This is a genomic window from Paenibacillus polymyxa (assembly GCF_015710975.1).
GTDB lineage: Bacteria > Bacillota > Bacilli > Paenibacillales > Paenibacillaceae > Paenibacillus > Paenibacillus polymyxa.
On the sequence record NZ_CP049783.1, the window covers coordinates 25,022 to 37,153 of the forward strand.

General features: G+C 45.0%; 11 protein-coding genes. 3 read left to right on the forward strand and 8 right to left on the reverse strand.

The features are described from left to right. Positions 1–36: 36 nt before the first annotated feature. A complete protein-coding gene (locus G7035_RS00120; RefSeq protein ID WP_019686785.1) occupies positions 37–1,398 on the forward strand; it encodes a lanthionine synthetase C family protein in 1,362 nt (453 codons plus the stop codon). Here G7035_RS00120 and G7035_RS00125 read toward each other — a convergent pair whose 3' ends face one another. From G7035_RS00125 to G7035_RS00145, 5 genes are all read right to left on the reverse strand, one after another. Next, positions 1,399–2,133 carry an ABC transporter permease gene (locus G7035_RS00125; protein WP_016820478.1) on the reverse strand — a complete coding sequence of 245 codons (735 nt, stop codon included), beginning with the start codon at positions 2,131–2,133 and terminating at the stop codon, positions 1,399–1,401. A gap of 13 nt (positions 2,134–2,146) precedes the next feature. Beyond that, the gene (locus G7035_RS00130; RefSeq protein WP_016820479.1) at positions 2,147–2,854 is read right to left on the reverse strand and encodes an ABC transporter permease; all 708 of its coding nucleotides are present in this window, start codon (positions 2,852–2,854) and stop codon (positions 2,147–2,149) included. Continuing rightward, positions 2,851–3,774, reverse strand: coding sequence for an ABC transporter ATP-binding protein (locus tag G7035_RS00135; protein ID WP_017426675.1), 924 nt, complete (start codon positions 3,772–3,774; stop codon positions 2,851–2,853). Before G7035_RS00135 ends, G7035_RS00130 begins: the two co-directional genes overlap by 4 nt. 145 nt (positions 3,775–3,919) lie before the next feature. Next, positions 3,920–4,855 carry a sensor histidine kinase gene (locus G7035_RS00140; protein ID WP_230877374.1) on the reverse strand — a complete coding sequence of 312 codons (936 nt, stop codon included), beginning with the start codon at positions 4,853–4,855 and terminating at the stop codon, positions 3,920–3,922. Between the two features lie 131 nt (positions 4,856–4,986). Next, a complete protein-coding gene (locus tag G7035_RS00145; RefSeq protein ID WP_019686783.1) occupies positions 4,987–5,706 on the reverse strand; it encodes a response regulator transcription factor in 720 nt (239 codons plus the stop codon). Positions 5,707–5,869: 163 nt separating this feature from the next. Here G7035_RS00145 and yhbH point away from each other — a divergent pair, with 163 nt between their 5' ends. Together yhbH and G7035_RS00155 are read left to right on the forward strand one after the other, a co-directional pair. Beyond that, positions 5,870–7,036 carry a sporulation protein YhbH gene (yhbH, locus tag G7035_RS00150; protein WP_016820483.1) on the forward strand — a complete coding sequence of 389 codons (1,167 nt, stop codon included), beginning with the start codon at positions 5,870–5,872 and terminating at the stop codon, positions 7,034–7,036. Beyond that, a complete protein-coding gene (locus tag G7035_RS00155; protein WP_019686782.1) occupies positions 7,033–8,478 on the forward strand; it encodes a SpoVR family protein in 1,446 nt (481 codons plus the stop codon). The genes yhbH and G7035_RS00155 overlap by 4 nt, the downstream gene beginning before the upstream one ends. Positions 8,479–8,546: 68 nt before the next feature. Here the strand turns inward: G7035_RS00155 and G7035_RS00160 are convergent, their stop codons facing one another. From G7035_RS00160 to G7035_RS00170, 3 genes are all read right to left on the reverse strand, one after another. After that, a complete protein-coding gene (locus G7035_RS00160) occupies positions 8,547–9,728 on the reverse strand; it encodes a hypothetical protein (protein ID WP_019686781.1) in 1,182 nt (393 codons plus the stop codon). A 113-nt stretch (positions 9,729–9,841) separates the two neighbouring features. Next, positions 9,842–11,425: a sensor histidine kinase gene (locus tag G7035_RS00165; protein ID WP_019686780.1), complete on the reverse strand. Its 1,584-nt coding sequence runs from the start codon at positions 11,423–11,425 to the stop codon at positions 9,842–9,844. Next, complete coding sequence (locus G7035_RS00170; RefSeq protein ID WP_016820487.1) at positions 11,422–12,108, reverse strand: response regulator transcription factor; 687 nt, start codon at positions 12,106–12,108, stop codon at positions 11,422–11,424. The genes G7035_RS00165 and G7035_RS00170 overlap by 4 nt, the downstream gene beginning before the upstream one ends. Positions 12,109–12,132: the final 24 nt, after the last annotated feature.

The following is a 12,132-nucleotide window of genomic DNA, read 5'->3' on the forward strand; positions in this document are numbered from 1 at the left end:
CAATATAATGAAGGAAAAAATGAAAGGGGCATTCGTATGAAAACGGACCATTTTGTTATGGAAGCATGCGAGCAATTACAGGCAAAAGACTTCAGTACAACAATCGCCTTGCGCCTGAGTAACCCTGAATCGGTCTACAAAGCAGTCCACGCAGAGCAAAATATTTCACCCGAAACAAAATATCACCCATGGGGAGATACTTCGCTTTCACACGGTTATCCGGGTAATATTTTTTTACTATCTCAATGTCGTGCTTCAGATTCCACGTATGATTGGAATCAGGCAATCTACTTGAATATGAAGCACATTCAAGCTTCACTTGCTAAAAAAGGTCTGAATGATGTCTCACTTTACAGCGGCTGGACCGGCATCGCTTCTTCTGTGAGAGAAGCCTCCAATCATGGCGAATACTACAGCCATTTTTTACAGCAAATACATGAATGGATGATTCCTCTGACAGAACAATGGCTGCAATTGAATACAGCACAATTAGCTCTGCACGAAGGGATGCCCATGCAATCCTTTGATACGATTTCAGGAGCCTCCGGGATTGGGAGATATATTGTGATGAATTCAACCGATCCTAGTTGTACTCCTCTTGTCGAGCCTATTCTTCAATTTTTAACCGATCTCACATATCCTATAAAAATTCACAACCGCTATGTTCCAGGCTGGTACTCTCCGCAAAAGTTCCAATTTTTGGATCGTGATAAAAGCAATTACGCTATGGGTAATTTCAATTGCGGAATGGCACACGGCATTCCCGGACCATTGGCCTTACTATCTGTAGCTTACAGTTCTGGAATTGAAGTAAAAGGCCAATATCAAGCGATTGAAACGATTACAGAATGGCTGCTTAAGTATAAAAATGAGGATACATACGGCTACTACTGGCCTCATATTGTTCCTTTTGAAGCTGAAACAGGCTCTTTACAGTTAGATTTAAAACGAGCAAGAGAAGCCTGGTGTTACGGTACTCCCGGCGTTGCCTGTTCCTTATATCTTGCCGGGAAGGCTCTTCATGATGAAGAACTGCAAAAAATGGCTGTGAAGGCCTGTATCGGTGCCATTACCTATGAGGTTACTAAGCAGGAAATGGACTCCTCTGCATTGTGTCATGGTCTTGCCGGGTTACTTACGATCTCCTGGCGAATGTGGTGTCACAGTAAGGAACCAGCGTTTATCCCGCTTATTCAACACTTAACCAGTCAGCTGATAGATCGCTTTCAAGCCGATAGCCCACTTGGATATCTGGACCCCGAGCCAAGGGCAGACAGCTCTTTGGCCTGGCTGACAAAAGCAGGCCTGCTTGAAGGCGTCGCCGGGATTGCTTCTGCTTTATTAAGTGTTTCTGAGAACAAAGAGATGCCCTGGGATTACATGCTCATGCTATCCTAGCTACAGCCAATCTCTATTCACAAACATCTTTCTTCCAGCAAATAGATAGGCTAAAAACGTAAAAAGTACAATCAAACCAAGACTATAAGGCTCAACTCTAGGAGCATAGCTCGCTGTTTGCGGCAACATGATATAATAAGGAATCGTAAAAGGAAACCATGCGCCTATGGAAGAGTGAAAGCCTGTCATAACAATATTAGGCACCACACAGCAAATAGCCATTCCTAGTGAAGCTCCAAAATTGCGAATTTTCACCGAGAGCATAAGCTGGAGGGCTGCCAATGGTAGAATCCCGAACCACCCTCCCCATCCGGTAGAAAGGACGAGCAACCAAGGGATTTTTCCTGGAGCACCTGCTATATACCCACCTACAAAATATCCTACTATGAATGTAAGCTGATCAAGAAACAGGATGAGAATGAGCAATATATATTTTGCATAATAGATTCGCTGACGGGGATATGGACTGCTCAATAAAATCTTCCATCCCCCGTCTCGATGTTCGTATGCGCACAAAAGAGAAGCGATAATTCCACAATAAAGCGGATAAAAAAACATCGAGTGAAATTGCGCCGCATAGGTGTATAGCATTAACCAGCTAGGCTCATAAAACTGCTTCAAATCGTTCAGTTCCAGGACTCCCATTAAAGAATTGATAACCGCATCTAATATAATGAGAATCCATACCATGACCCATTGAAGCTTCATCGCTTCCACGCGTAAAATGGATCCCATACTTCTCCTCCTCCTATTTGAATTCATGCTTTCTAAACTGTAGAGTACCGAGTCCTGTGAAGATGACCCCTGCACATAAAGCAATGATCACCCACATTACGTATCCCTTAATTAGAGGACTTGATAGAGCCGGATACGACCAAGGTAATAATTTAATCCAAAGAATACTGGTTCGTGCCAAAAACAAGCTGGCAATAGAACCAAATATGCCAAATGCTAACGGGAATGCCTGATTAGTAAAAAGCGTAGACAACCAAAGTTGAATTGCAAGTACAGGCAGAGTAGCCAAGCTGGCGTTAATCGGCTGCAGCAGCATAACTCGCCAAGGAATGGGCTCGTTTGTATACAGCACCCAGATGAGACTCATCCCTGCTATCGTAATCAAGGCAGTACCAAACTGCAGAATCACAATCCAAAACATTTTGGATAAGTAGATGTAGCTTCTGGGAACCGGCATGGCCATAAGCTGCTTCCATGTTTGGGTATCATGCTCTGTACCCGCCATAATACTTGCTAGAAGTGTACCGCCAAGCAGCATCACGAACGAGATGAACATAAACATAACCGCAAAACCAGCATAGACTCCTCCCGGCCCCTGACGAAAGTAGAGATACCATTCCATGACAGTCATCCCTGTAAGGACACAGCCCTGTATTAGAGGAAGCCACCAGCATATTTTTTTCAGCTTATATCCTTCCGCCTTGATAACTTGGAGTATCATAAACTTCGCTCCTTACCCGTCAGCTCCAGGAATATTTCCTCCAATGTTTTTTTCTTCTCCCTTACCCGATAGACGGGGTGATTGTGCTCTACCAACACTTTGATCATCTCCGATGATTGTTGCCGATCCACAATAGGAGTTATGACCTCTTTTTGCTCCATGGATTCAGCTCCGGCAATCCATCCATGCTGCATCAGGGCTCCAGCAGCCTGAACAGGATTTTGGGTTTCAATGAATAATTGAGGCTTGCTTTTGTCTGTAAGTTCTTTCATCGTTCCCTGGAAAATCATTTCTCCTTGATTAATAATCCCTACATAGGTTGCGATCTGTTCGATTTCACTTAGTAGATGGCTCGAAACCAATACCGTCATTCCGTAAGCATCAGGCAGGCTCATAATTAACTCCCGAATTTCCTGGATACCAGACGGGTCCAAACCATTCGTCGGTTCATCAAGAATCAACAATTTGGGATCAGCAATCAACGCCATGGCAATTCCTAGCCTTTGCCTCATCCCCAAGGAGTATCCTTTTACCGGTCGATACGCATCTTTGCTTAATCTCACCAAATCCAGCACTTTATGAATTTTTCGGGTCGGCAGCCCACGCATTGTTGTAACGATTTCCAAATTTCGATATGCAGACAAATGGGCATAATAGGCAGGTGATTCAACCAGAGAACCTACATCCTTTAATATTTCCATGCGATGATCCTTGAGCTTTTTCCCAAAAATCTCAATCTCCCCGGATGTGGATTTAATCAGCCCGAGTAGCATACGAATCGTGGTCGTTTTTCCCGCCCCGTTTGGTCCCAAAAATCCGTAAATTTGCTTCTCAGGTACCTGGAGATTTATTTGTTTGACAAATTCTCGTTTTCCAAAACGCCTGGTTAGCTGCTGTGTATGTATTACATATTCAGACATTTCCTGATCTCCTCTCGACTTTTAATGCTGAAGTTTTAGTTACATACAGTTTACAGAAGGAAAGTTAACATCAGGTAAACAGTTCCTAAACAACAGGCAAAAAAACGAGCGGACTCCAAAATGTGAAGGCACAGATGTTAAAGAGTTACATATTTAGCGGCAAAGTAATTTCCACCCTGGTACCCTTTTTACTTCCCGGAAGAATATGAAGCGTTCCGTTATGAGCTTCAATAAAGCTTTTGGCAATAGATATGCCATGCTCTTTGGAATGAGACACCTGTATACATTCAGTTGGATTCATTCCTTTTCCATCATCTTCGATCGAAATATGAAGCTTATCGCTCTCTTTATTTACATACATTGAAATATGTGTACCTGAAGGATTATGAATGATTGCGTTCATCAGAAAATTTTTCAGCACTCTACCTAATAATTTACTATCGAAGGGCATGGTACATACTGCCTCCAATGACATAAAAGAAAATTTGTACTGCTCGGCCGAAGGATGGTTAGCGATATCTATGACTGTATTGCGGAGAAACTCCACAATGTCCTCCTTCTTCAGCTGGATCGGCAAGGCACCCTCCTTGAGCTGCATAGAAGCATTCAAATCCTGAATTAACTGCTTCATTTCCGTTACTTTCTCACTGATAGCCATACTAAAGCTTCTTTTTTCTTCATCGGACCAATCATACTCTTGAGTAGTCAGCATGGCTGCATATCCTTCAATATAGGATAATGGTGTTTTGAGATCATGGCTTACGCCTGCTACCCACTGCTTTTTTCGCTTTTCTATTTCTATTCTCTCTTCCTCATTACTGCGCAATTGAGCAGATAAGATGTTCATTTGTTCAAAAACTTCTTTATACAATTGATACGGAGGCTTATAATTATTTCTCTGATTTTTTTTGCGATCTGGCAGTTCTAGCTCACTTAGCGGTGCCTGGAATTCCCCTGTTGCTATATTTCCAATCCATTTAATTACATACACCAAGGGTTTGCCTATATACCATCCATAGACAACTATAAACACAAGGCTCTGCACGATTCCAAGTCCGATCCAGAAGAGATCAATATTCATATTATGAGATGTACCAAATGTACTTTTTATAAAAATATATATAACAGTACAGATAAGAAAACAAAGAACATAGGCTAGAGCAAAACATAATGTTACTTTTATAAAACGAAAGGACATCTTGACGAGAGAGTTCATTCTTGCTCCCCCCTCTTGACTGATAGCATTTTATAACCTAGCCCTCTTACATTAACTAAAAATTGCGGGTGCTTGGGATCAGGTTCTATTTTTTTTCGCAAACGAGAGATATGAATGACTACTGTCTTTTCATCACCAAGGAAGGTCTCGCTCCATATTGCTTCGTATAGCTGACGCACACTGAATATACGGTTAGGATGCTTGCACAAAAATACCAGCAGCAGCCATTCACGTGCAGGACAATCGACCTCTTGGTCTTGCACATACAACACACCTGATTCCAATTCCAGACAAAAATATCCAAAATCTAAGGTTCGTAAGGCAGGCTTCATGTCCGCTGTTGTCACTTTTCGATATTTCATTCGAGCTTTCATACGTGCAACGACTTCTAACGGATTAAACGGTTTGGTAATATAATCGTCCCCACCAATACCAAATCCCATTAATTTGTCCAAATCTGTATCTCTTGCCGTCAAAAAAAGAATAGGAGCTTCCGTGTATAGACGCATCTGACGACACACCTCAAATCCATCACGATCAGGAAGCATAACATCAAGCACAATCACATCAATACGAGATTCCATCACGATTTGCAACGCTTCTTGACCCGTGGCTGCATGCTTAACATGTAGAAACCCTTCTTTTTTTAAAACTGTTGTCAGCATATCTCGCAGTCCCTGTTCATCGTCTACGATAAGCACTGCAATTTCTTCCATAACCAAGGTTCTCCATTCTTTTTTTACATTTTTTACTTTCATTATAAAAGCAAACGGGCAGAATTTAAATCGAGTTCCATCACATATCGTACATCCCCGTGAATATACTTAATAACCAACAAGGCCAAACTGTGCCGTGTATCCACTTGGGGGGTGCCTAACAATGACGGAACCACGCCAGCCATATTCATTCGTCGTATCCCGCGAAGATTGGTCGCTGCATCGCAAAGGGTACCAGGACCAGCAACGCCATCAGCAGAAGGTCAAAGATGTCATTAAGCAAAATCTACCCGATCTGATAACGGAAGAAAATATTATAATGTCGGACGGTCAACAGATTATCAAAGTGCCCATTCGCAGTCTGGATGAATATCGCTTCATTTATAACTACCAAAAGCAAAAGCATGTAGGTCAAGGGGATGGCGACAGTCAGGTGGGGGATGTCATCGGACGTGATCCTGCTTCCCAGAAGCCAGGTAAAGGTGAGAAAGCAGGCGACCAGCCAGGACATGATATTATGGAAACTGAAGTCAGCATAGAAGAACTCGAAGATATGCTGTTCGAGGAAATGGAATTACCGCATTTGCAGCAAAAAGATAAGGATCAAATTGAGGTTGAATCTATCGTATTCAATGATATACGTAAAAAAGGCATGCAAGCGAACATTGACAAGAAGCGAACGATACTCGAAAATCTGCGCCGCAACGCTCGTGAGGGGAATCCGGGCATCCATCATATTAGTCCGGACGATCTTCGTTACAAAACATGGGAAGAGAAAACCATTCCCCAATCCAATGCGGTAATTATAGCTATGATGGACACCTCAGGCAGCATGGGATCTTTTGAAAAATATTGCGCCCGCAGCTTCTTTTTCTGGATGACTCGCTTTTTGCGTCGCCAATATGAAAAGGTGGAAATTGTCTTTCTTGCGCATCATACCGAAGCCAAAGAGGTTACGGAGGAAGAATTTTTTACTCGCGGTGAAAGTGGTGGCACAATCTGCTCTTCTGCTTATTTGAAAGCATTGGAGATTATCGACAAGCGCTATCCTCCTTCCACTTATAATATTTATCCCTTCCATTTCTCCGATGGCGATAACCTAAGCTCAGACAATGAACGGTGTGTGAAACTAATTGAGGAGCTTATGAAGCGCAGCAATATGTTCGGCTATGGAGAGGTGAACCAATATAATCGCAGCAGTACGCTGATGTCAGCCTACAAGAATATTAAGGCAGATCAGTTTATGTACTATGTCATCAAGGAAAAAGGTGAGGTATACCAAGCCCTACGCACCTTTTTTCGCAAACGGGAAGGGGGAACGGTGGGATGAGTACCGACCAGAAAGAGCTGGAATACGCGATATCAGAAATTATGGAGATTGCTGATGGATTCGGGCTCGACTACTATCCGATGAGGTATGAGATTTGTCCGGCGGATATTGTATACACATTCGGGGCGTATGGTATGCCCACGCGCTTCAGCCACTGGAGTTTCGGAAAAACATTTCACAAGATGAAGATGCAGTACGATTTTGGATTGAGTAAAATCTATGAGCTGGTCATCAACTCCAATCCCTGCTACGCTTTCCTGCTGGATGGAAATTCGTTGGTGCAAAATAAACTGATTGTCGCTCATGTGTTGGCGCACTGCGATTTTTTCAAACACAACGCCCGCTTCTCGGCCTCCAACCGCAATATGGTCGAGAGCATGTCTGCCACCGCAGAACGGATCAGCAGCTATGAAATGGAATACGGCTCAAAGGCCGTGGAATCCTTCATTGACTCTGTACTGGCGATACAAGAGCATGTAGACCCACAGCTCATCAAACCAAGGCATCTAGATAAACAACGATACATGGAACTCAAAATCAAGGAGCAAAAAGAACCTAAAAAACACCAGCGTCCCATCGGACCTTACGATGATCTGTGGTCACTGGACACAGTAAAGCAGCATGATTCGGCCGAGACCGAGGGGATCAAGGTACGCCAGTTCCCACCGGAACCTGAAAAGGATATTGTCTGGTTTATTCAGGAATTCTCCGAGGTACTGGAGGATTGGCAGCGGGACATCATGACGATGCTGCGGGACGAAATGCTGTATTTCTGGCCCCAAATGGAGACCAAAATCATGAATGAAGGCTGGGCCTCTTATTGGCATCAACGGATTGTCAGGGAACTGGATTTGACCGGGGATGAAACTGTTGAATTTGCCATGCTGAACGCTTCCGTTGTGCAGCCTTCCAAGCAAAGCTTGAATCCGTATTATTTGGGATTGAAGATATTTGAAGATATTGAAAAGCGATGGGATAACCCGACTCGCGAGGAGCAAGAGCGCCAAGGACGCAAACCGGGCGAGGGCCGAGCTAAAATGTTCGAGGTGCGAGAGTTTGATTCGGACACCTCTTTTATACGCAATTACATGACCAAGCAGCTAACAGAGGATTTAGATTTGTACGTGTTTGAGAAACGGGGACCGGATTGGAAAATTACCGATAAATCCTGGGAAAACATACGGGATCAGCTTGTGTTCTCACGTGTAAATGGCGGCTCCCCTTATATCGTTGTTGAGGACGGGGATTATCAGCATACAGGCGAGTTGAAGCTCAAGCACCAGTATGAAGGCATTGAGCTGGATTTAAAATATATGGAGCGCACGCTTCCATATGTATATCAACTGTGGGGGCGTACCGTTCATTTGGAAACGATGATTGAGGGGAAGCTCGCCTTATTTTCATATGATGGGAAGAAACATCATCGCAAGTTTGTGCAGTGACCCACAATCGAATAGCCAGCCTAATTTAAAAAAGGTGCATTCCGAAGAAGGAAATGCGCCTTTTTTTACTACTTTTTCTTAAATTCGACGATGTAGCTCTGATTCAGTTGTTTTCCACCTTCCGAAATGTTCTGGTACATGGATAAAAACCGGGCGGAAGGGCTCCACACTGTTGGACTGTCATAGGATTGGATATCGGTCGTAACGGGAGTGGTTTTACCCGTGGATTGGTCAAACACATACAGCCCTCTCATTCCTTGCTGATCCTCATCATAAATGGAAAAAGCAAGCTTGGTCCCGTCGCTGGACCAGCTTCCACGACTCATTAAAGTCCCTTGACCCACGATCCCTTTCTCTTTGCCTTGTTCATCCAAAATGATCATACGGGCTGGTTCGGATGTATTCCATTTCCGCTTTTCAATGGCAATAGATTTACCATCAAGCGACACAGCAAAAGACATGACCCCCTCTGCAATGGTCACAGCTTGAGGATGATTGAGAGAGAACCGATTCAGTACCGGATACCCTTGTTTATCATTGCCTGTATAAAATATGTCGTTACCCACTTTTTCGACATGAGTAATTAATTCTGAGCGATTCGGATCTTGAAAGCTTAGTTCTTCTGCTTTGCCGTTCAGACCAATCAGATGTATCTTACCGTCTGGTGTACCTGTAATGAGATGATCCTCATCGCCCCAGCTAACTTCGTTAGTCATATCCAGCTGACCAACCGATGTAACCTTACCACTGCTGAGCTCTAAAATATAGCCCTGGATATCATACTTGCTGCTGGCACTGCCCTCCGTAAAAAACACATGCCGTTGATCCGGTGATACCACAGCAAGTAACTGTAGAGCATTACGACCTAGTGTTAAAACTCGCTCCTTGTTGGTCTTTACATTATGAATCCATAACTGATTCTGGCGCTCCACAATCAATTCTTCATCACTCAGCCATGACCTCGCGTAGACATCTCCCAGCCTGTCGATGGATTGTACCACCAGTTCGTCCGATACTTGCTGCCGAGCTGCATCCATGTCAATCACAGTAAGCTTTTGCCCCGTTTTCATACCGGATGTTGGAATTGTCTCTCCTACGCTTTTTATGCCGCAGCCGCTGAGCAATCCTCCAGCGATCAAACCAGTCATGAGCAAGCCTGTGACTTTGTGTCTGAAAAAGCGTGCATAGGGATATTCGAGACGAGGAAAGCCGTTCTTTTGCCCGTAGCTGTCTAGGTTTTTCTTCATCATGTATAACGGCCTCCTTGTTAACGTTACCCCCAGCTTAATGCCTGAACATCTCGTGAATACATCGAATTGTTTCCAAATTGTAAATAAGACAACATTTTCAGTTCTAAAGCTATCTACTGAGAGCCATCGTGAACCAACAGGGGGAGCCTGAGCGAAAATTCATTGCCACTTGCAACTGAATGACCATTGCTATTTTCCAACCCAGTACCGCCCGAAGCTGTAAGCTGCAACTCTCCACCCATGCGCTCCGCCAGTCTGCGTGCCAGAGGCAGGCCAAGTCCCGTACCACTGTCCTGGCGAGAACGATCACGGCTTAAGGTAACAAACGGCTCAAAAATCATGTCCCATTCTTCCCTAGGAATCCATGGACCGGAATTGCATATATACACTATCACAGTGTCCTTTTCCACTCGATTGGATAACGTGATCCAGCCTTTGTCCTGATTATATTTTACTGCATTATCCAGCAAATTCAGTACAATATGCATTAGATGCTTAGGATCTCCACACACCTTGGCTGGAATGGTATCCATCGAAAAATTTAGTCCACGCGCCGCAGCTTTCCCCCGGATTCGGCTACCTGCATCTTCGAGCAGCAAATGCAGCTCCACTTCCTCCGTATGTAATTCAAAATCGTATTTGTCCAGCACAGATAGTCTCAGTGAATCCTCGACAAGCTCATACAACCGCTTTGTTTCCTTACCGATACTTTCTCTGGCTTCACGCACCAATTCGGGATCATCCCCATACATATCCAGCAAATCAGCGTAAGCCTGAATAGAGGTCAACGGAGTCTTCAGTTCATGACTGATATTTCCAATAAAAGTCTTCTGCTGCTGCTCCAGCTCTCGCAAACGCTGAACTGCTTCTTCCAGCCGAAGCTTTTCATTCTCGAGCGCGGTAATACTAGCCCGGATCACATGACTCATCTGGAGCATCCCTTCATCCAACCTTCCTAGCTCGTCCTGACGTCGCAGCAATCGAGCTTCTGGATAGTGCCCTGCCGAGATCTGCTCAGAAACGCGAGTCAGTCGTCCGATGTCCCTCGTCTGGCGGCTGACATAGCCTAAGCCCAGAACAAAGCTCAAGACCAGCACCGCCCCTCCTGTCCATAAAAACAAGCGGGCGATCGCCCGGTAGAACTGCTGCTGCGCTTCTGTTGAGCTATGAAGCTGTACCACTCCCAGCAAGCCGTCCGGACCTTGCAGCGGAGCCAAATAAGTAACTGAGCTACCTTCCGTAATATACGCAATTTTCCCTTGGAGCGCATAAGAAAGCGCCTGTCCGACATCTGTTCTATAAGCCAGTGGTAGAGAATTTCCGACCTCATCTCCCCGACCATCATATAAAATAACGCGCATATTACTGGATACGCCGAGCTCCACGGCAAGCTGCGGCGCTTGCTTTTTCATGAAGTCTTCGGGCGATTGGTGAACTCCCAACAGGTAAGACTGTTTTACGCGCATCTCCACGATTTCCGCCTGACGCTTTAAGCCGCGTTCCATTTGGTCTGTCTGATTAGCACGAATACCGGAAAGTACGAGCCAGCTCAGCACACCGACAGTAAACAGCAGTAAAGCCGCCAGGACCAGCGGAAATTTCCAGCGCAGGCTCAAGCCTGTACGCTTACGTTTGCGCTTTGGCTGGTCAGTGGACTGCAAGCTTCCTTCTGGATGGAGTGAATGATGTTCGTTCACGTCATTTTCTCCGCCTTATAGCCGATTCCATACACAGTTTGCAGCATCGACTGGTGCGGCTCCAGCTTCTTGCGCAAGCGCTGAATATGAATATCCACCGTCCGCGTTCCCCCTGCATAATCAATGCCCCATACTTGTTCCAGCAACTCGTCCCGCGTATATACCCTTCCAGCATGGGACACCAGTAGCGCCAGCACATCAAACTCCTTGGGGGTCAGATCCAATGCTTTTGCTCCGAGTTCAGCCGTTCGACTGGACGGACGCACTCGCAACGGGTCCAGTATTATTTCCGTTCCTTCCGGCGCAGGCGCTCCTTCTCGTTCCAGTCTCCGTACCAATGCCTTAATACGTGCGAGCAGTTCTCTTAGGTCAAACGGCTTGCTCATAAAATCGTCCGCCCCCAACTCCAGTCCGAGCACCTTATCGACGATATCGTTTTTTGCGGTTAGCAGTAAAATACCGATGCCCTTTCGGCTTTCCAAACGGCGACACACTTCATATCCGCCCAGTTTGGGCATCATCACATCCAGTATGAGCACATCCGGGTGAAACAAACGCACTTTTTCCAATGCATCCTCTCCATCCACGGCAGTTTCCACCAAAAAACCTTCCCGCTTTAACGCATAGGCCAGTGCATTCCGAATACTCGCCTCATCGTCCGCTATCAGTATTCTTTTATCCATGTCCTTCCCTCCCTACCTCAAAAA

Coding starts and splice junctions, on each gene's coding strand:
- G7035_RS00120 (WP_019686785.1), top strand. CDS start 37: ATGAAAACGGACCATTTTGTTATGGAAGCATGCGAGCAATTACAGGCA.
- G7035_RS00125 (WP_016820478.1), bottom strand. CDS start 2,133: ATGGGATCCATTTTACGCGTGGAAGCGATGAAGCTTCAATGGGTCATG.
- G7035_RS00130 (WP_016820479.1), bottom strand. CDS start 2,854: ATGATACTCCAAGTTATCAAGGCGGAAGGATATAAGCTGAAAAAAATA.
- G7035_RS00135 (WP_017426675.1), bottom strand. CDS start 3,774: ATGTCTGAATATGTAATACATACACAGCAGCTAACCAGGCGTTTTGGA.
- G7035_RS00140 (WP_230877374.1), bottom strand. CDS start 4,855: ATGAATATTGATCTCTTCTGGATCGGACTTGGAATCGTGCAGAGCCTT.
- G7035_RS00145 (WP_019686783.1), bottom strand. CDS start 5,706: ATGGAAGAAATTGCAGTGCTTATCGTAGACGATGAACAGGGACTGCGA.
- yhbH (WP_016820483.1), top strand. CDS start 5,870: ATGACGGAACCACGCCAGCCATATTCATTCGTCGTATCCCGCGAAGAT.
- G7035_RS00155 (WP_019686782.1), top strand. CDS start 7,033: ATGAGTACCGACCAGAAAGAGCTGGAATACGCGATATCAGAAATTATG.
- G7035_RS00160 (WP_019686781.1), bottom strand. CDS start 9,728: ATGATGAAGAAAAACCTAGACAGCTACGGGCAAAAGAACGGCTTTCCT.
- G7035_RS00170 (WP_016820487.1), bottom strand. CDS start 12,108: ATGGATAAAAGAATACTGATAGCGGACGATGAGGCGAGTATTCGGAAT.